This window comes from Arthrobacter sp. LFS091, assembly GCF_047977885.1.
Lineage (GTDB): Bacteria > Actinomycetota > Actinomycetes > Actinomycetales > Micrococcaceae > Arthrobacter.
This window is the reverse complement of sequence record NZ_JBFPFP010000004.1, coordinates 74,496-93,382: the sequence shown is the minus strand read 5'-3', so window position 1 is coordinate 93,382 and position 18,887 is coordinate 74,496. Positions and strand designations below refer to the sequence as shown.

Sequence of the window (18,887 nt, the reverse complement as noted above, 5' to 3'; positions counted from 1 at the left end):
GGTACTCGTCGCTTTTTGGTTCTCTGCTCGTCCACAACAGACCATGGTGTCATGTGGGCGGCGAAGTCCGTGCACGCAAGTTCCCGCGAAAATCGTTAGGCTAGTAGTCACAACAACATCTATCGGGAGGCGGCGGGCAACGTGAGTGACTCGGAAGCCACGACTTCACCGGACCGTTCTGAATCGAACTCAACGGCCACCATCCACAACCCGGAAGAGAGCAGGCTTAAAGCGCTGCTCGAACCGGCCGTCCTTGCCAGCAGGCTCTACCTCGAGGATGTTTCCATCCACGTGGCCGGCTCACACCGGACGGTCCACGTCGTCGTGGACCTGCCGCAGGAGGAAACCGGAGGCGTCAGTCTTGACGCCATAGCCGACGTCTCGCGCGGACTGTCCGATATTCTGGACAACGATCCCCAGGACGACGGCCGCCCGTATGACCTCGAGGTCTCCTCGCCCGGGGTTGGACGTCCCCTGACGGAACCGCGGCATTGGCACCGCGCCCGGGGCCGCATGGTCAGGATCAACGTCATCCAGGGCGACAACCTCCTGGGCCGGATCGCATCAGTGGGCGATGACGCCGTGACGCTGATCCCGGAGCACGAGGTCAAGAAGGGCATGAAGCCCAAGCAGGGCGACCCCATCACTATTCCTTTCGACAGGATCCGCCAAGGAAAAGTCGAGATTGAATTCAGCCACCTCCACGAGGCTGCGCTGGAAGACGAACACAATGGACCTTCCGAGGAGGCCTAATGGATATTGACATGAGCGCACTGAGACTCCTGGAGCGTGAGCGTGAAATCCCGCTGGATCTCCTGATTCCCACCATCGAGCAGGCTTTGCTGGTGGCGTACCACAAGACGCCCGGCGCTTTTGAAAAGGCCCGCGCTGAGCTGGATCGCAAGAGCGGCCACGTCACCATCTGGGCCACGGAAATCGACGACGACGGCGAGCCGATCGGCGAGTTCGAAGACACCCCTGCCGGTTTCGGCCGTATCGCCGCGAGCACGGCACGGCAGATCATCCTGCAGCGCCTTCGCGACGTCGAGGATGACAACGTGCTGGGCGAATTCAAGGGCCGTGAAGGCGAACTTGTCGCCGGCATGATCCAGCAGGGAAACAACCCCCACATGATCCAGGTCAACCTTGGAGCTGTTGAGGCCCTGCTGCCGCCGCCCGAGCAGGTTCCCGGTGAGAAGTACCTGCACGGCAGCCGCCTGCGTGCCTTCGTGGTGGACGTCCACCGTGGCGCCAAGGGCCCGTCCATCACGCTGTCCCGTTCGCACCCGGGCCTGGTCCGTAAACTCTTCGAAATGGAAGTTCCGGAGATCGCGGACCACTCCGTGGAGATCGTCGCGCTTGCCCGCGAAGCCGGCCACCGTACCAAGATTGCCGTCAAGGCAAACATCCCCGGCGTCAATGCCAAGGGTGCCTGCATCGGTGAAATGGGTTCGCGTGTCCGTGCTGTCATGACCGAACTGAACGACGAAAAGATCGACATCGTCGACTTCAGCGACGACCCCGCGACGTTCATTGCCAACTCGCTGTCGCCGTCGCGAGTGAATTCCGTCACTATCACCGACGAGTCGACCCGCTCGGCGCGCGTAGTGGTACCGGATTACCAGCTTTCCCTGGCGATCGGCAAGGAAGGCCAGAACGCACGCCTTGCAGCCAAGCTGACTGGTTGGCGGATCGACATCGTCTCCGACGCAGCACCGGCCAAGGCCGAATAGCGTCCCAGTCGGGGTCGGCTTAACGCCGCGCTGGCGGTGTGCCCGGTTTCGGGAGTCCGGAGCCGGGGGCTAGACTAGATGGAACCGGGCTTACGTCCGGTATCCGCGCGCCTTGGCGTGCCTCAGCTGCATTCGCAGGACCGGGGCCCGTCGGGTGCCAGTAGCGTAAGGCAGGTTGGACACATCGTGGCTGAACTGCTTGAGCACGGCCATGGGCCTGTTCGCACGTGTATCGGATGCCGGAAGCAAGGCTCCCGGTCCGAGCTTGTCCGGCTGGTCGCCCAAGGCGCCAGTTCGTCCACCGTCGTGGTGGACGAACGACGCCGGATGGCCGGCAGGGGTGCGTGGCTGCACCCCAGCGAAAAGTGCTTGGCATTGGCGATCAAGCGGCGCGCCTTCGGAAGGGCCCTTGCGGGCGCTACCGAGACAACCGCCGTCGAACGCTACCTGATGCCGGGCGCGCCACTCGTGGAGGCCCACGCTTCCACTGGCAAACCGTCCAAACCTGAAAGCGGGTCAGAAAACTGATGGAAACCCGATGAGTTCCCAGCGATGAGTGCGTAACGATGACAACTTTGTTGCGCTCTGCAATGGGCCTTTCCGCCGTGCAAACGGCTGAGGCCCGCATAAAGAAGTAGACGGTTCGTGCCTGGCTCGGTGCGGACCGAGACAGGAGAAATGTGGCCAAGGTCCGCGTACATGAGCTCGCCAAAGAGCTCGGTATTACTTCCAAAGATGCAGTGACAAAACTGCAGGAATTGGGCGAATTCGTTCGCTCCGCCTCTTCCACCATTGAGGCCCCCGTCGTGAAGAAGCTTCGCGACGCCTACCCGGGTGCCGGCGCTGCAAAGTCCGCCGCCCCCGCAGCCGCTCCCGCGGCAACCCGTCCGGCAGCATCCCGCCCGGCTGCTCCGGCACCGGGCCCGGCAGCACCGAAGGCTCCAGCCCCGGCGCCTTCAGCTCCATCGTCGGCAACCCCGTCGTCAGCAACCCCGGCACCGGCCGCTCCGGCTCCCGCGGCACCTGCTCCGGCAGCCCCGGCAGCGCCTGCTGCTTCCAACCCGGTTTCGGCCAAGCCCGGTGCCCGTCCTGCTCCCAAGGCAGAGACCCCGGCTCCGGCACGCCAAGGCGGCCAGGCTCCTCGTCCCGGCGGTCCCCGCCCGGGCAACAACCCGTTTGCTACGTCCCAGGGCATGCCCCGTGGCCGTGGTGGCGATGGAGACCGTCCGCCGCGTCCGGGTAACAACCCGTTTGCTCCGTCGCAGGGCATGCCCCGTGGCGAGCGTCGCAACGACGGCGAACGTCCCGGTGGTCCCCGTCCCGCAGCTGGTGCCGGTGGTCCCCGTCCCGCAGCAGGTACGGGTGGTCCCCGTCCGGGCGCCCCGCGTCCGGGTGCACCCCGTCCGGGCGCTCCGCGTCCCGCCGGTGGTCCCGGTGGCGGAAACCGTCCTACTCCGGGCATGATGCCCAACCGCACTGAGCGTCCGGCTCCGGGTGGCGCTGGCCGTCCCGGTGGCGCAGGCCGTCCTGGTGGCGGACCGGGTCGTCCCGGTGGCGCACCAGGTGCAGGCACCGGTGGCGGAGCTCCCGCCGGCGGTGGCTTTGGCAAGGGTGGCCGCGGTCGCGGTGGTACCCAGGGTGCCTTCGGCAAGGGCGGCGCCGGTCGTGGCAAGCAGCGCAAGTCGAAGCGGGCAAAGCGCCAGGAACTGGAGCAGATGAGTGCTCCGTCGCTGGGTGGCGTATCGGTACCCCGCGGCGATGGCGAGACCATCATCCGCTTGCGTCGTGGCTCGTCCATCACGGACTTCGCCGAGAAGATCGATGCGAACCCCGCGTCGCTGGTCACCGTTCTGTTCCACCTCGGTGAAATGGCTACGGCTACGCAGTCCCTCGACGAAGACACCTTTGGCCTGCTTGGCGCCGAACTTGGCTACAAGCTCCAGGTTGTTTCGCCGGAAGACGAAGAGCGCGAGCTCCTCGACCAGTTCGACATCAACATCCAGGACGAACTCGACGCCGAAGGCGACGACGTCCTTGAGCCCCGCGCACCGGTTGTCACCGTCATGGGTCACGTTGACCACGGTAAGACCCGCCTGCTTGACGCCATCCGCAACTCCAACGTTGTGGCCGGCGAGCACGGTGGAATCACCCAGCACATCGGTGCTTACCAGATCAGCCACGTCCACGAGGGCAACGCCCGCGACATCACCTTCATTGACACCCCCGGTCACGAGGCCTTCACGGCCATGCGTGCACGTGGTGCCAAGGTCACTGACATCGCGATCCTGGTTGTCGCAGCTGATGACGGCGTCATGCCGCAGACAGTGGAAGCACTCAACCACGCACAGGCAGCCAACGTGCCGATCGTCGTCGCAGTGAACAAGATCGACAAGGAAGGCGCCAACCCTGACAAGGTCAAGGGCCAGCTGACCGAGTACGGCCTGGTTCCCGAGGAATACGGTGGCGACACCATGTTCGTTGAGGTCTCTGCCCGCCAGAACCTCAACATCGACGAACTGATCGACGCTGTCCTGCTCACGGCCGATGCTGCCCTGGACCTGCGAGCCAACCCGGACAAGGACGCTCGAGGCATTGCCATCGAAGCGAACCTGGACAAGGGCCGCGGTGCTGTTGCTACCGTCCTGGTCCAGTCCGGTACCTTGGCCGTGGGTGACACGATCGTGGCCGGAACGGCTCACGGCCGCGTCCGCGCCATGTTCGACGAGAACGGCGAGGCACTCGATGTCGCACTGCCGTCCCGTCCGGTCCAGGTCCTTGGCCTGTCCAACGTGCCGCGTGCAGGTGACACCTTCCTGGTGACCCCTGACGAGCGTACGGCCCGCCAGATCGCCGAAAAGCGTGAAGCTGCCGACCGCAACGCTGCACTGGCCAAGCGTCGCAAGCGCATCAGCCTGGAAGACTTCGACCAAGCCGTTGCCGAAGGCAAGATCGACACCCTCAACCTCATCCTCAAGGGTGACGTGTCCGGTGCCGTGGAAGCCCTCGAAGACGCCTTGCTCAAGATCGACGTCGGAGACGACGACGTTCAGCTCCGTGTCATCCACCGCGGTGTGGGTGCCATCACGCAGAACGACGTCAACCTGGCCACGGTGGACAACGCCATCATCATCGGCTTCAACGTCAAGCCAGCGGAGCGCGTTGCTGAACTTGCTGACCGTGAAGGCGTGGACATGCGCTTCTACTCGGTCATCTACGCAGCAATCGATGACATTGAGATGGCTCTCAAGGGCATGCTCAAGCCGGAGTACGAGGAAGTCCAGCTCGGTACCGCCGAGGTCCGCGAAGTCTTCCGTTCCTCCAAGTTCGGCAACATCGCAGGTTCGATCGTCCGCACGGGCATCATCCGCCGTAACTCCAAGGCACGTGTCAGCCGCGACGGCAAGGTCATCGGTGACAACCTCACCGTTGAGACGCTCAAGCGCTTCAAGGATGACGCCACCGAAGTCCGCACCGACTTCGAGTGTGGTATCGGTCTTGGTTCCTTCAACGACATCAGCGAAGGCGACATCATCGAGACCTTCGAGATGCGCGAAAAGCCGCGCGTCTAGGTTCCATGTGGAGCGGGTCCGTCGGGTAGCCCCGGCGGACCCGTTCCGTACCCGTTTCTACTTTCCAGGAGGAAGTCATGGCTGATCCCGCACGCGCCGCCAAATTGGCACAGCGGATAAAGGTCGTCGTCGCTGAGGCCCTCGGTCGCCGGGTCAAGGATCCGCGCGTCGAGTCCATTACGGTCACCGACGCCCGCGTCACCAACGACCTTCAGCACGCAACCATCTATTACACCGTCTTTGGCGATGAAGTGGCCCACACCGACGCCGCCAAGGCGCTGGAGAAGGCCAAGGGGGTGCTGCGCCAGGAAGTTGGCCGCAACATCACCGTCCGGCTGACCCCGACTCTTGAGTTCGTCGCGGACCAGATTCCGGTCAATGCCTCGAACCTTGAGGAACTGCTGCGCGAGGCCAAGCGCCGCGACGCCGAGGTAGCTGCTTTGGCTGCCGGTGCCAAGCCGGCTGGCGATGCCGACCCGTACAAGAGCGACACTCCGGCTGACATCGACGAAGACGACTTCGACGAAGAGGACATCGACCTCTCCGGCGACGACGAACTCGACGAAGACGCCAATCGCTAAGACCTCAAAGTTTTTGTTCAGATAATGCCTCTAAGAGACGCTCTTAGGGGCATTATCTGTTTACAAACTGGTTAGGATCGGAGCATGTCGGCGCACGATGCTCAGCAGCGGGATGAATATTTGAACCGGGCCATTCGCTTGGCGGTCCAAAACGTTTCCAACGGCGGCGGTCCTTTCGGCGCCGTCGTGGTCACCGCGGACGGAACTGTCCATGAGGGGGTCAACCGGGTTACACGCGACCACGATCCCACGGCGCACGCGGAAGTGGTGGCCATTCGTCGTGCGGCTGCCGAGCTGAGGAAGTTCGACCTCACCGGTTCCGTTCTCTACGCAAGCTGTGAGCCTTGTCCGTTGTGCCTGTCGGCGACGCTTTGGGCCAGGATCGGACGCGTCTACTTTGCCGCGGACAGGCACGGCGCGGCGCGGGCCGGCTTCGACGACGCAGTGTTCTATGAGTACTTCGCCGGCAGCAGGCCGGAACTTCTCCCCGTGGAGCACGCCCAGTTGGCAGCGGCGGAGGACCCGTTCGAGGCCTGGAAGCACCATACGCGCCGGACGTCGTACTAGGTCCGGCGGCAGCTAAACCTTCGCTGGAAGGCGATTGACGCCGTCGAGCAGGTCTTGGTGACCGCCACAAAGGGCGATCCTGATCCAGCCCTCGCCGATCGACCCGAACGCCGTGCCCGGCGCGAACGAGACTCCCGATTCCGCCAGGAACTTGCGCACCCACGTGCGGACGTCCCCGCCGCTTACGTGCGAGACGTCGGCCCAGAGATAGAACGCGCCCTGTGCCCCGAGGAACGGAATACCCTTGGCTTCCAGCACGGCCGAGGCCGCGTCGCGGTTGTTCCGGTAATGATCGCGGGCCTGGTAAACGTAGTCCTGGGGCCCGGTCAATGCGGCCAGCGCAGCGTACTGCGAGGGTGACGCGACGCAGGAGACGATCGATTCCATGACGTTGTTCATCTTCTGCTCAATCCCAGGAGGGCAGATCAACGCCCCGATGCGCAGGCCTGTCAGTCCGTACGTCTTGGACAGCGTCAACGAGGTGAACACGCGGGCTTCCCCTGGGACGTTGCTGTCGAAGCGCGCTGGGCTGACGTGCGGGACATCGAAGGTGAAGGCTTCGTAGCATTCGTCCGAGATGATCCAGAGGTCGTGCCGGACGGCCAGTTCCACCAATTCCCGGGTGGCTTCTTCACTGATGACCGCCCCCAACGGGTTGGACGGCGAATTCAGCACGAGGACACGGGTCCGCGGCGTGATGAGTGCTTCGATGTCCTCGATATGCGGCTGGAAGTCGTTCTTGGGATACAGCGGATACTGTACGGGCACGGCGTGAAGCAGCCGGCTGGTCATGGCAAACGTGGGGTAGCCGGGGTTCGGGATGAGGATCTCGTCGCCGGGGGAGAGGAGAAGGCTCATGGCGAAGTGCAGGCCTTGCTGGGCGCCGTCCACCACATAAACCCGTTCAGCACCGATCCCTACGCCCTGCTGTTCGCGGAAGCGGGCGGCGAACGCTTCCCGGAGAGCGGGCATCCCCGCGTTGGGTGTGTAGTTGGTCTCATCCCGGTCCAGGCAAGCAATGCCGGCGTCGAGGACGTGCCGTGGCAGCGCAAACCCCGGTTCGCCGATGCTCAGGACGATCGCCCCGGGGGTGGCCCACGCGGCCTCGGTGATTTCGCGGATCTGGTTCACGGGGACGTCACGGACGTGCAAGGCAAGCTCAGGCATGGGAGCCATCCTAGCCACCCATATACTGGTAAGCGTGCTTTCTGGACTGGTAATCGTTGACAAACCGCAGGGATGGACCAGCCACGATGTGGTTGGCCGGATGCGGCGGCTGGCTGGTACCCGGAAAGTGGGGCATGCGGGGACGCTCGATCCCATGGCCACCGGCGTCCTGGTGCTTGGCATCAATAAGGCGACGCGCCTGCTGACGTACATCGTGGGCACCTCCAAGACTTACACCGCCACCATCAGGCTCGGCGAGACCACCATCACGGACGACGCCGAGGGCGACATCACGGAGGCCCGGAGTGCCGTGGACGTCACCGATGACGCCATCGCGGCCGGGGTTGCCGCGCTCACGGGCCCTATCCAGCAGGTGCCCAGCAGCGTGAGTGCCATCAAGGTCAACGGCGAACGCTCCTACGCCCGGGTCCGCTCCGGGGAGGAAGTGAACCTCGCAGCGCGCCCCGTGACGATCCACCGCTTCGAGGTGCACGCGATCAACAGGCTCGACGGCGGCAGGGTAGTTGACGTGGACGTCACCGTGGAGTGTTCTTCCGGGACATACATCCGGGCCCTGGCCCGCGACCTTGGAAACGGTTTGGGCGTCGGCGGCCACCTCACGGCCCTGCGTCGGACGCAGGTGGGGCCGTATACGCTCGAGCAGGCAAGGACCCTGGAGGAACTGGCCGAAGAGCTCAAGGTGCTGGACATGTCCCTCGCTGCCCGCTCCTTGATGCCAAACCGCGAGCTCAGCGAGGACGAAACAACGGAGATCTCGTTCGGCCGCCGCATCGCCGCGGGGCCGGGAGCAGGCACCGAGGAGGCTGCCACGGCAGAAAATCCCGCAGCTGCCTTCGCACCATCGGGGGAATTGGTGGCGTTGCTGGCTGACACCGGGAGCTTTGCCAAGCCCGTGTTGGTGTTCGCCCCGGGAACCGGGTCGGGGGAGGCGAAGTAGCCATGGACGGATATTTCTATGCCCTCCTGATTATCGGACTGGTTTCGACCATCATGTGCGTGGTGGCCGGGCTGATGAAAAAGGCCCCGAATGATCCCACCATCTACTCGGTACTCGCCGTTGAACTGGTCCTGGTGGTGTACCTGGTGGGTTCAATCATCCGGGTTGCCCTGGGCGAGCAGATTGCCGGGGAAGCCTGGGAATTCTGGGGCTACCTGATCACGGCGCTCATGATCCCGCTGGGTGCGGTGTACTGGGCCATCCTCGAACGCACCCGCTGGAGCAACTTCGTCCTCGCTGCGGTAGGCGTCACGGTCCTCGTCATGGGCGCACGCATGAACCAGATTTGGTACTGACCTTGAAAGAAGAACCCATCGTGACTGGAACTGAGACCAATCCGGCAACCCCGCAGCCGAAGAAGGATACCCGGAACACCGGTCCTGGCCGCCTCCTGATCGCGGTGTACGCCGTTTTCGCCCTCTCCGCGACCGCGCGTGCCGGCTATCAGATCGCTACGAAGTTCGCCGAAGCACCGCTGGCGCATATCCTCTCGGCCTTTGCCGCCGTCGTCTATATTGTGGCGACCATCTCGCTGGCCAAGCCGGGCCGCACGTGGTTCAAGGTCTCAGTGGCCGCCGTGCTGACGGAGCTCATCGGCGTGCTGGTGGTGGGCGCCATCAGCCTCTTCGACCCCGTGGCGTTCCCGCACGATACCGTGTGGTCGCTGTTCGGCCGCGGTTACGGTTTCGTCCCGCTTGTCCTGCCCATCCTTGGCCTCCTGTGGCTGAACAAGCGCCGCCCGTCCTGAGCCAACCGCCCTTGCGGGTAACCTTAGAATGTTCCGGCGCCGGGAGGTTGCCGGGCGCACCGAACATCTGCAGTAAAAGGCGAGGTTGATGGTCCACATCTGGAACGATCCCACCGAAGTCCCCAAGGACTTCGGACCTACTGTCGTTACCATTGGGAACTTTGACGGCGTCCATCGCGGGCACCAGCATGTCCTGTCGCAGCTGACGGGCACCGCCAAGCGGCACAACATTCCGTCGGTTGCAGTGACTTTTGATCCGCATCCGGCCCAGGTCCACAGGCCCGATTCCGCTCCCGAGCTGATCATGGGCCTCCAGGACAAGCTCGACGCCCTCGGGGACACCGGCGTCGATGCCGTGCTGGTCATGAAGTACACCCTGGACCTGGCGGCGATGACACCGGTCGAGTTCGTCCGCGATGTCATCCTTGACGGACTTCACGCCGCGCACGTCGTCGTAGGCCACGACCTCCGCTTTGGTGCCGGGAACGTGGGGGATGTGGTCACCATGCAGCAACTGGGCGAGGAGCTTGGGTTCGGCGTGCAGGTGGTCAACGAGTACGGAGCCGGAGGCTCTCCGGTACACGACGACGGCGATGCTGACCGCCGCTGTTCCTCCACTTGGGTGCGGGAAGCCCTGTCCGAAGGCGACGTCGTGACCGCCGCCGCTGTGCTTGGCCGCCCGCACCGCATGCGCGGCGAGGTAGTGCACGGCGCTGCCCGCGGACGGGATCTCGGTTTCCCCACAGCCAACCTTGCCCACGATTCCACAGGGTACGTTCCCGCGGACGGCATCTACGCGGGTTGGTTGATCGACCAGTCCGGGACACGGTGGCCTGCCGCTATTTCCGTTGGTTCCAACCCCACCTTCGACGGCGTGAGCCGCCAGGTGGAGGCCCACGTGATCGATCGTCCCGAGGAAAAAGTGGAGGACTTCGACCTCTACGGGCAGACCGTTGCTGTCGAATTCACGCAGCGCCTGCGCGGCATGGTTGCCTACCGTGGACCTGAGGCCCTGGTGGAGCAAATGTGCCTGGACGTAGCCCAGGCGCACGAGCTGCTGACCCGGCGCTAGGCGAATTTCGACAACACTGCTGACCTGCCGGTAAACTGGTGAATGGATCCGGCCGCAGTCCGTGGCAGCTGGACCTGTTTTTGTGTGCGGCAACGCACCAAAGGCAACCCGTCAGCGAGGCGCTGCACCGGGACGCACGGCACAACTCTAGGAGTTCACGTGGCACTTGACGCCGCTGTAAAGCAGTCCATCATCAAGGAATACGCAACCTCTGAAGGCGACACCGGTTCGCCCGAGGTCCAGGTTGCAGTTCTGACCCAGCGGATCAAGGATCTGACTGAGCACATGAAGGAGCACAAGCACGACTTCCACACCCAGCGCGGTTTGCTGGCCATGGTTGGTCGTCGCAAGCGCATGCTTTCCTACCTGAAGAACACTGACATCGCCCGCTACCGTTCGCTCATCGAGCGCCTCGGCCTGCGCCGCTAGTCTCCCTTTAGGGGCGGCCCGCTCCTTTCCGGAACGGGCCGCCTTCTTCACCAACAACTAAAAACAGGAATCAACCGCATCGCGCATTCGCGGTCCTCGGTAGTGATTCCCGGGAAGCTCATCTGTGGTGATGAGGCCCGTGGATCTCGATCGATGACCGGGTGTCGTACAGGCCAGGAAAAAAGAAGAGGCCTGGGTTGATGCGGCGGACTTCCGCTAACAGAAACGGAGGTGACTCTCTATGGAGGGTCCCGAAATCCAGTTCTCCGAAGCCATTATCGACAACGGCCGTTTTGGCAAGCGCGTCATTCGCTTCGAAACCGGCCGCCTTGCCAAGCAGGCAGCCGGTGCCTCGATGGTCTACATCGACGAAGACACCGCACTGCTCTCCGCAACCACCGCCGGCAAGCAGCCGCGCGAAGGTTTCGACTTCTTCCCCCTGACGGTTGACGTTGAAGAGCGCATGTACGCAGCCGGCCGTATCCCGGGATCGTTCTTCCGCCGCGAAGGCCGCCCGTCCACGGAAGCCATCCTGGCCTGCCGCCTCATGGACCGTCCGCTGCGCCCCGCGTTCGTCAAGGGCCTGCGCAACGAAGTCCAGATCGTCGTTACTGTCCTGGCGATCAACCCGGACGAGCTCTACGACGTCGTCGCCATCAACGCGTCCTCGATGTCCACGCAGCTTTCCGGCCTCCCGTTCTCCGGCCCGATCGGTGGCGTCCGCGTCGCCCTCATCGCCGACGAACACGGTTCGCAGTGGGTCGCTTTCCCCAAGCACTCCCAGCTTGAGAACGCCGTCTTCAACATGGTTGTTGCCGGCCGCATTGCCGGTGACGACGTCGCCATCATGATGGTGGAAGCCGAAGCCACCGACAACTCCTGGAACCTCATCAAGGAACAGGGCGCAACAGCTCCTACCGAAGAGGTTGTTTCCGAGGGCCTCGAGGCTGCCAAGCCGTTCATCAAGGCACTCTGCGAAGCACAGGCAGACCTGGCGGCACGCGCCGCCAAGCCGACCGTCGAGTTCCCGGTCTTCCTTGACTACCAGGACGACGTCTACGCAGCTGTTGAAGCCGCTGCCGCTGACAAGCTGGCCAAGGTCTTCCAGATCGCTGACAAGCAGGAGCGCGACGCCGCTTCCGACGAACTCAAGGACGAAGTCCTGGGCTCACTTGCGGGCGAGTTCGAGGGCCGCGAGAAGGAACTCTCAGCAGCGTTCCGCTCGGTCACCAAGCACGTCGTGCGCCAGCGCATCCTCAAGGACCAGGTCCGCATCGACGGCCGTGGCCTGACGGACATCCGCCAGCTGACCGCAGAGGTAGAGGTTCTGCCCCGCGTTCACGGTTCGGCCATCTTCGAGCGCGGCGAGACCCAGATCATGGGTGTCACCACGCTGAACATGCTCAAGATGGAGCAGCAGATCGACTCGTTGTCGCCGGTAACGCGCAAGCGCTACATGCACAACTACAACTTCCCGCCGTACTCCACCGGTGAGACCGGCCGCGTCGGATCCCCGAAGCGCCGCGAAATCGGCCACGGTGCCCTCGCAGAGCGCGCCCTGGTTCCGGTTCTGCCCAGCCGTGAAGAATTCCCGTACGCCATCCGCCAGGTATCCGAGGCCCTCGGTTCCAACGGTTCGACGTCCATGGGTTCGGTGTGTGCCTCGACGCTCTCCATGCTCAACGCCGGTGTGCCGCTGAAGGCAGCTGTTGCCGGTATCGCCATGGGCCTGGTTTCCGACCAGGTTGACGGCCAGACCCGTTACGCAGCACTGACTGACATCCTCGGCGCCGAAGACGCTTTCGGCGACATGGACTTCAAGGTTGCCGGTACGTCCGAGTTCGTCACGGCCATCCAGCTGGACACCAAGCTCGACGGCATCCCCGCTTCCGTGCTGGCAGCAGCACTGAAGCAGGCCCGCGAAGCCCGCCTCCACATCCTCGAGGTCATCAACGCAGCGATCGACACCCCGGATGAGCTCTCCGAGTTCGCACCGCGCGTCATCGCCGTCAAGATCCCCGTGGACAAGATCGGCGAGGTCATCGGCCCCAAGGGCAAGATGATCAACCAGATCCAGGAAGACACGGGCGCGGACATCTCCATCGAAGATGACGGCACGGTCTACATTGGCGCCACCAACGGCCCGTCTGCCGACGCAGCACGTTCCGCCATCAACGCCATCGCCAACCCGCAGGTTCCGGAAATCGGTGAGCGCTACCTGGGTACGGTCGTCAAGACCACCACCTTCGGCGCCTTCGTCTCCCTGACGCCGGGCAAGGACGGCCTGCTGCACATCTCCGAGCTCCGCAAGCTGGCCAACGGCAAGCGCGTGGATAACGTTGATGACGTCGTCTCCGTGGGCCAGAAGGTACAGGTCGAGATCACCAAGATCGACGACCGTGGAAAGCTCTCCCTCTCGCCGGTTGTTGCCGACGAAGAAGGCGCAGCTTCCGAGGACGCTCCGGCCGAGGTCGTTGAAGAGTCTGCAGAGTAGTCTGTAAGCAGTACACCCGGCGGGGCCGGTGGGCTTGAAAAAGCTCCACCGGCCCTTCCGGCCTTAACCCTGAAAGGCCTTAATGACTGTCGTACCCTTGCCGCTGGAGCAAACCCTTCCCGGCGGCGAACTGATCCATGGTGCACAGGGCGGTTCCGTCGTGCGGCGCTCCGTGCTTCCCGGCGGCGTGCGCGTCCTGACCGAGGCGATGCCCGGGCAGCGTTCGGCCACCATAGGTTTCTGGGTGGCAGTGGGTTCGCGCGACGAAGCGGACGGCCAGCATGGTTCCACACACTTCCTTGAACACCTGCTGTTCAAGGGCACCAAGAGGCGCACAGCGCTGGAGATAGCGTCTGCGTTCGACGAGGTAGGCGGCGAATCCAACGCAGCCACCGCCAAGGAAAGCACCTGCTACTTCGCACGGGTCCTCGATACGGATCTTCCCATGGCCATTGATGTCATTGCCGATATGATCACCGGCGCTGTCCTTGACCCTGCCGAACTGGAGCAGGAACGCGACGTCATCCTCGAGGAAATCGCCATGGACAGCGACGACCCCACCGATGTGGCGCACGAGAAATTCGTGGCAGCAGTGCTCGGCAGCCACCCGCTGGCCCGGCCGATCGGCGGAACACCGGATGCGATCAAGGCTGTGGCAAGGGACTCGGTGTGGGAGCACTACCAGCGCTACTACCGCCCCGAGGAACTGGTCATCACCGCAGCGGGCGGCCTGGACCACGACGTCGTCTGTGAACTTGTCCTTGATGCGTTGAAAGCTGCCGGTTGGCAGCTGGATTCCGGTGCAGCGCCCGTGGAACGCCGTGGGACGGAGCGTGCCGTCATTACAGGCACCGCCGGCCTCCACGTCGTGAAGCGTCCCGTGGAGCAGGCGAACATCATCATGGGTTGCCCCACGATCGTCGCCACCGATGATCGCCGCTTCGTCATGAGCGTGCTTAACGCAGTCCTGGGTGGTGGCATGTCCTCCAGGCTCTTCCAGGAGATCCGCGAGAAGCGGGGCCTGGTGTACTCCACGTACTCATTCACCGCCGCTTACGCGGACGCTGGGTACTTTGGCATGTATGCCGGGTGCACCCCGTCCAAGGTCCGCCAGGTGCTGGAACTCCTGGGCGTGGAGCTGGACAAGCTCGCCAAGGAAGGCATTACCGAAGAAGAGCTCAGGAAGGCCGTGGGCCAGCTCAGCGGTGGCATCGTGTTGGCCCTCGAGGACACAGGTTCGCGGATGTCCCGGCTGGGCCGGGCGGAATTGGTCTCCGGAGAGTTCCAGGACATCGACGAGACCCTGGCGCGGATCCAGGCCGTCACCGTGGACGACGTCCAGGAGCTCGCCCGCGAACTCGCAGCAGCTCCGCGCACCATCACGGTTGTGGGTCCGTTTGAGGAAACCGAAACGTTCGGTCTCTGACTCAAGACAGATCCCGACTCTGGACTCGCACACTCCCGGCAGGGCAGCATGATCACACAGTGATGATGCTGCCCTGTTGACGTTGGAGATGTGATGGAACTGCCCCCACGCGGCCACGCCGCGGAGATGCTGCAGGATTTCCTTGGCCATTGGCGTGGAGTCACGGAGATCGCCCCATCACCGTGGGGGAGTGCGCGGACTGCCGAGGCCGAGGTGGTGTTCAGCAGGGCCGCCAGCGGCTACGCCGTCGTGCAGAGTTACCGGCACCGTGAAGCGGATGGGACACACTTCGAAGGGCATGGCATGTTCACTGTGGACCGCGAACACGGTGAAACGCTTTGGTACTACGTGGACAGCATGGGCCGGCCGCCGTCCAGTCCCGTCAGGGGTTCGTGGAACGCAGGCATTCTGACGCTGGACCGGCGCACGGCCGACGGCGTGGCCAGGCACACGTTCCGCGTCGAGGACGGGGTACTGGTGCACACAGCCGATCTGAGGCTCGAGGGAACATCGGGCTTCAGTCCGTTGCTGAAAAGCGTCTTCCGCAGGGTGTCAACGCCCGGCGCCTAGCCCCCGGCAAAAGGCGGCAGGACGTCGATGACGTCGTGCGGGCTCAGCGGGGCCGAACGGTCGCGCACAGCCACTTCGTTGCGGAGGAAGCTGCTGCGTGCAACGATGCGCGCGAGGGTCGGCGTGCCGTCCGGGGGCACGGGACGTTCGACGGCGAGGGCGGCTTCCAGCAGCGCCTCCAGGCTGGTGCCTTCCGGCAGGTGGTGGACTTCTTCTTCGACTCCTGCGGCCGAGCGTGCGGCAGCGAAGTAGCGGACAAGCAAGGTTTCAGCCTCCGATTGCACTCATGCTGCGGTCCGGCTGGACGAAGTCCGCTGCGCCGAGACCGGTGTGGTCCATTCCGTGCGCCTTGGGCTTGACCCACATGGCGTCCTGCCACCGTTGCGCAAGTTCCTCGTCGGTGGCTCCTCCACGAAGGAGGCCCAGGAGGTCGAACTCCTCGCGGGAGAAGAGACAGCTCATGATCTTGCCTTCGGCGGTGATGCGCGTCCGCCGGCAGTCGGAGCAGAACGGCTCCGTGACCGAGGCGATGATGCCCACGGTACCGAGGACCGGACCGGTGGCAAGACCGGAAGCCGTATCCCGGCGTCGTACTTCAAAGCGTTCCGCGGGGGCGCCGTCCCGTTCACGGGGGTCGTGGTCCAGGACGTAGTCGCGTGACAGCAGCGTGCGGATCTCGGCAGCCGTGATCATGTTGCGCCGGGTCCAGCCGTGATCGGCATCCAAGGGCATCTGCTCGATGAAGCGAAGTTCGTAACCGCGGCCCAACGCCCAGGCCAGGAGGTCCGGCGATTCGGCGTCGTTGATGCCGCGCATCAGCACGGCGTTCAGTTTCACGGGGCCCAGGCCGGCCGCCCAGGCAGCATCGACGCCGGCCAGGACGCGATCCAGGAATGGACGGCGGGTGAGCTTGGTGAACGTTTCTTCGTGAAGGGAATCCAGCGAGACGTTGATCCGGGTGAGCCCTGCGGCCTTCAACGCTGCGGCTTTCTTGTCCAGTCCGACGCCGTTGGTGGTCATGGAGATGGGGAGGTCGGGATGATTGCTTCGAATGCCGGAGATAATGTCCACCAGGTCGGCGCGCACCAAGGGCTCACCGCCGGTAAGGCGGAGTTCCCGCACACCCAGGGCCGTGACCCCGACGCGCACAATACGGATGATTTCATCCTTGGTCATTACGGCCTGCTTGGACAACCACTCCAGGCCCTCGGCGGGCATGCAGTAGGTACAGCGCAGGTTGCACTTGTCCGTCAGTGACAGGCGCATGTCCGTGGCGCGCCGCCCGTAACGGTCCCACAACCCTGCGGGCGTGCCCGCGGGACGCAGCGGCGGAACCCCCACGCCACTTTCCGTGCTGCCTGTGGCGGCACCCGACGGGGGCACCGGCATGCCCAGCTGAACAGTCATGAATTCAGGCTACGCCACCCCGGCCGGATCAGTGACACCAGTTACAGTCACAGAGTTCTTACGGATTCAATACGCTTCCCCCGCCGACGCCACGATCGGGTGCCGGGTGCCGCCGGCAAACCTATGCTGAAAGCGTGACCACAAATACGGCATCAGCAATGGACCCGGGAAACCGCCGGGTCCTCCTGGTAGAGGACGAACAGACCATCGCCGATGTTGTCCGCGACTACCTGCTGAAGGCAGGCTTCCAGGTGGACATGGCTGCGGATGGCTTCACGGCTCTCAAGGTTGCTGCGTCCCGGCAGCCGGACCTGGTGATCCTGGACCGCATGCTGCCCGGACTGGACGGTGTTGAGGTCTGCAGGCGGCTGCGCCAGACCATGAGCGTACCCGTCATCATGGTCACGGCCCTGGGAACCGAAGATGACCGGATCCTCGGCTTGGAGATGGGCGCGGACGACTACGTCACCAAGCCCTTTTCGCCCAGGGAACTGGTTCTTCGGGTCAAGTCGGTCCTCCGCCGCAGCGTCAAGGAGTTTGCCCCGGAACCATCGGTGGAGGCCGCGGGACTCGAACTCGATCCCGCGTCCAGGACGGTCACCCACAACGGCAACCCGTTGGCGCTGACGGTCCGTGAATTCGACCTCCTGGCGTTCCTGATGCGCAGGCCAAACCAGGTGTTCAGCCGCGAGGAACTGATCAAAGCCGTCTGGGGTTGGGACTTCGGAGACCTCTCCACCGTCACGGTGCATGTCCGGCGCTTGCGGGAAAAGATCGAAGGAAATCCCACCACGCCCGAACTAATCAAGACGGTCTGGGGCGTTGGTTACCGTTTCGATGACACAGGAGGTGGGCATGGGAGGCAGTGAACTGTGGACCATCCTCGCCTGGGTCCTGTTGTGGGCCGTCCTCATCGGTGCCACCACATTGGTGCTCCTCCGGTTGCTCCGCCGCGCCTCGGTGCTCACTCAGATCTTCCTGGTGGTGCTGGCAACCGTAGCTGTACTGGTGGCCGGGATGGTCAGCGCCTTCAACGCCATGTTCATTTCCGCCAGGGACCTTGAGGTGATGTGGTACATCCTTGCCACCGCCTCGGCTGTTGCCGTTGCACTCTCCCTGATGCTCGGCGCGGGGGTGTCCCGTAACGCGGCACGGTTGGTGGATGCGGCCCGCCGGCTGGGGCGGGGCGAAACCCTGGACAACACCATGGAGGCCCGCCGGGGGAGGGCTCCCGCCGTGACCTCCGAGCTCGCCGAACTTGCGCAGGAACTGGAAGCAAGCAGCCGTAGCCTTGCCGAGTCCAGGGAACGCGAGGCCGCCATCGAAACGGCCAGGCGCGAACTCGTGTCCTGGATTTCGCACGACCTCCGCACACCGCTGGCCAGCATGCGCGCAATGACCGAAGCCTTGGAGGACGGCATGGCGGCCGATGTCCCCGGCTACTACCGGAAGATCATCGGGCAAACCGAACAAATGACGGCCATGGTCAATGACCTCCTGGAATTGTCCAAGATCCAGGCGGGCAGCCTGCAGCTTCGCGCCGAACCACTGGACCTCTACGACCTCGTCAGCGATGCCCTCTCGGACCTGGCCCCGTTGGCAGCGAAGCGGGGCATCAAGCTCGACGGCGGTGGGGACCGTGAGTGCATGGCCGTCGCCGACGGGCCAAGCCTGGCGCGGGCCATACGGAACATCCTTTTGAACGCCATCATCTACAGCCGTCCGGACAGCGACGTGCATGTGAGCGTCGGGCGGGACAACGGGAATGCCGTGGTCGCAGTACAGGACCAGTGCGGCGGTATCCCCGATGCCGACCTTCCCCACCTGTTTGAAACCGGCTGGCAGAAGAACCCGGCGCGCGGAACCACCGCGGAGTTGCAGGGGAGCTACAGCGGTGCCGGCATTGGCCTGAGCATGGTGGCCGGAATCGTCAAGGCCCACGGAGGAACGGTGGGCGTCACCAACCTCGACGGCGGCTGCCGCTTTGCGCTGTCACTCCCCGTCGGATCCACCCGCGATGGTAGCCCGTCGGCCTCCACCCTTACTTCAGTTGACAATCGCCCAGGAGGCGCATGATGGGCATGCCCAGCAGCATGAACAAACCCA

19 protein-coding genes are annotated in these 18,887 nt (G+C 64.1%); 16 read left to right on the top strand and 3 right to left on the bottom strand.

Features of this window, described 5'->3' with window-relative positions; genetic code table 11:
* The first annotated feature begins 141 nt into the window (after positions 1 to 141).
* The 6 genes from rimP (at position 142) to ACNQOP_RS08635 (ending at position 6,450) form a co-directional block, all read left to right on the top strand.
* Positions 142 to 753, top strand: a complete 612-nt coding sequence (gene rimP / locus ACNQOP_RS08660; protein ID WP_416404167.1) for a ribosome maturation factor RimP — start codon at positions 142 to 144, stop codon at positions 751 to 753.
* Positions 753 to 1,733 (top strand): transcription termination factor NusA, encoded by a 981-nt coding sequence (gene nusA, locus ACNQOP_RS08655; RefSeq protein WP_257371139.1) that lies wholly within the window; start codon positions 753 to 755, stop codon positions 1,731 to 1,733. Before rimP ends, nusA begins: the two co-directional genes overlap by 1 nt.
* A 186-nt stretch (positions 1,734 to 1,919) precedes the next feature.
* Complete coding sequence (locus ACNQOP_RS08650) at positions 1,920 to 2,261, top strand: YlxR family protein (protein WP_309991415.1); 342 nt, start codon at positions 1,920 to 1,922, stop codon at positions 2,259 to 2,261.
* A gap of 152 nt (positions 2,262 to 2,413) precedes the next feature.
* The gene (infB, locus tag ACNQOP_RS08645; protein ID WP_416404166.1) at positions 2,414 to 5,302 is read left to right on the top strand and encodes a translation initiation factor IF-2; all 2,889 of its coding nucleotides are present in this window, start codon (positions 2,414 to 2,416) and stop codon (positions 5,300 to 5,302) included.
* A 77-nt stretch (positions 5,303 to 5,379) separates the two neighbouring features.
* Positions 5,380 to 5,883, top strand: a complete 504-nt coding sequence (gene rbfA, locus ACNQOP_RS08640; protein ID WP_284987769.1) for a 30S ribosome-binding factor RbfA — start codon at positions 5,380 to 5,382, stop codon at positions 5,881 to 5,883.
* A gap of 84 nt (positions 5,884 to 5,967) precedes the next feature.
* Entirely contained in the window at positions 5,968 to 6,450 is a 483-nt protein-coding gene (locus tag ACNQOP_RS08635) for a nucleoside deaminase (protein ID WP_416404163.1), read from the top strand.
* A 12-nt stretch (positions 6,451 to 6,462) separates the two neighbouring features.
* Here the strand turns inward: ACNQOP_RS08635 and ACNQOP_RS08630 are convergent, their stop codons facing one another.
* The gene (locus ACNQOP_RS08630; protein ID WP_416404162.1) at positions 6,463 to 7,617 is read right to left on the bottom strand and encodes a pyridoxal phosphate-dependent aminotransferase; all 1,155 of its coding nucleotides are present in this window, start codon (positions 7,615 to 7,617) and stop codon (positions 6,463 to 6,465) included.
* Between the two features lie 34 nt (positions 7,618 to 7,651).
* Here ACNQOP_RS08630 and truB point away from each other — a divergent pair, with 34 nt between their 5' ends.
* The 8 genes from truB to ACNQOP_RS08590 all read left to right on the top strand — a co-directional run bounded on the left by truB (position 7,652) and on the right by ACNQOP_RS08590 (position 15,374).
* Entirely contained in the window at positions 7,652 to 8,575 is a 924-nt protein-coding gene (truB, locus tag ACNQOP_RS08625) for a tRNA pseudouridine(55) synthase TruB (protein ID WP_416404160.1), read from the top strand.
* A 2-nt stretch (positions 8,576 to 8,577) separates the two neighbouring features.
* Complete coding sequence (locus ACNQOP_RS08620) at positions 8,578 to 8,931, top strand: hypothetical protein (protein WP_257371130.1); 354 nt, start codon at positions 8,578 to 8,580, stop codon at positions 8,929 to 8,931.
* A 2-nt stretch (positions 8,932 to 8,933) separates the two neighbouring features.
* A complete protein-coding gene (locus ACNQOP_RS08615) occupies positions 8,934 to 9,383 on the top strand; it encodes a hypothetical protein (protein ID WP_306673144.1) in 450 nt (149 codons plus the stop codon).
* A gap of 88 nt (positions 9,384 to 9,471) precedes the next feature.
* Entirely contained in the window at positions 9,472 to 10,455 is a 984-nt protein-coding gene (locus tag ACNQOP_RS08610; RefSeq protein ID WP_235521807.1) for a bifunctional riboflavin kinase/FAD synthetase, read from the top strand.
* Between the two features lie 159 nt (positions 10,456 to 10,614).
* Entirely contained in the window at positions 10,615 to 10,884 is a 270-nt protein-coding gene (rpsO, locus tag ACNQOP_RS08605; RefSeq protein WP_144652206.1) for a 30S ribosomal protein S15, read from the top strand.
* A gap of 241 nt (positions 10,885 to 11,125) precedes the next feature.
* Positions 11,126 to 13,378, top strand: coding sequence for a polyribonucleotide nucleotidyltransferase (locus ACNQOP_RS08600; protein WP_257371128.1), 2,253 nt, complete (start codon positions 11,126 to 11,128; stop codon positions 13,376 to 13,378).
* A gap of 82 nt (positions 13,379 to 13,460) precedes the next feature.
* Positions 13,461 to 14,804 (top strand): M16 family metallopeptidase, encoded by a 1,344-nt coding sequence (locus ACNQOP_RS08595; protein WP_416404157.1) that lies wholly within the window; start codon positions 13,461 to 13,463, stop codon positions 14,802 to 14,804.
* Between the two features lie 93 nt (positions 14,805 to 14,897).
* A complete protein-coding gene (locus ACNQOP_RS08590; RefSeq protein WP_416404155.1) occupies positions 14,898 to 15,374 on the top strand; it encodes a DUF1579 family protein in 477 nt (158 codons plus the stop codon).
* Here the strand turns inward: ACNQOP_RS08590 and ACNQOP_RS08585 are convergent.
* Both ACNQOP_RS08585 and moaA read right to left on the bottom strand, forming a co-directional pair.
* Complete coding sequence (locus tag ACNQOP_RS08585) at positions 15,371 to 15,637, bottom strand: MoaD/ThiS family protein (protein ID WP_257371125.1); 267 nt, start codon at positions 15,635 to 15,637, stop codon at positions 15,371 to 15,373. The two genes, ACNQOP_RS08590 and ACNQOP_RS08585, sit on opposite strands and share 4 nt — an antisense overlap.
* 4 nt (positions 15,638 to 15,641) lie before the next feature.
* Positions 15,642 to 16,781 (bottom strand): GTP 3',8-cyclase MoaA, encoded by a 1,140-nt coding sequence (gene moaA, locus ACNQOP_RS08580; protein ID WP_416404153.1) that lies wholly within the window; start codon positions 16,779 to 16,781, stop codon positions 15,642 to 15,644.
* 134 nt (positions 16,782 to 16,915) lie between these two features.
* Between moaA and ACNQOP_RS08575 the strand changes: the two genes are divergently transcribed.
* Both ACNQOP_RS08575 and ACNQOP_RS08570 read left to right on the top strand, forming a co-directional pair.
* Entirely contained in the window at positions 16,916 to 17,650 is a 735-nt protein-coding gene (locus ACNQOP_RS08575; RefSeq protein WP_416404151.1) for a response regulator transcription factor, read from the top strand.
* Positions 17,637 to 18,857 carry a sensor histidine kinase gene (locus ACNQOP_RS08570; protein ID WP_416404149.1) on the top strand — a complete coding sequence of 407 codons (1,221 nt, stop codon included), beginning with the start codon at positions 17,637 to 17,639 and terminating at the stop codon, positions 18,855 to 18,857. The genes ACNQOP_RS08575 and ACNQOP_RS08570 overlap by 14 nt, the downstream gene beginning before the upstream one ends.
* The last annotated feature ends 30 nt before the right edge of the window (positions 18,858 to 18,887 follow it).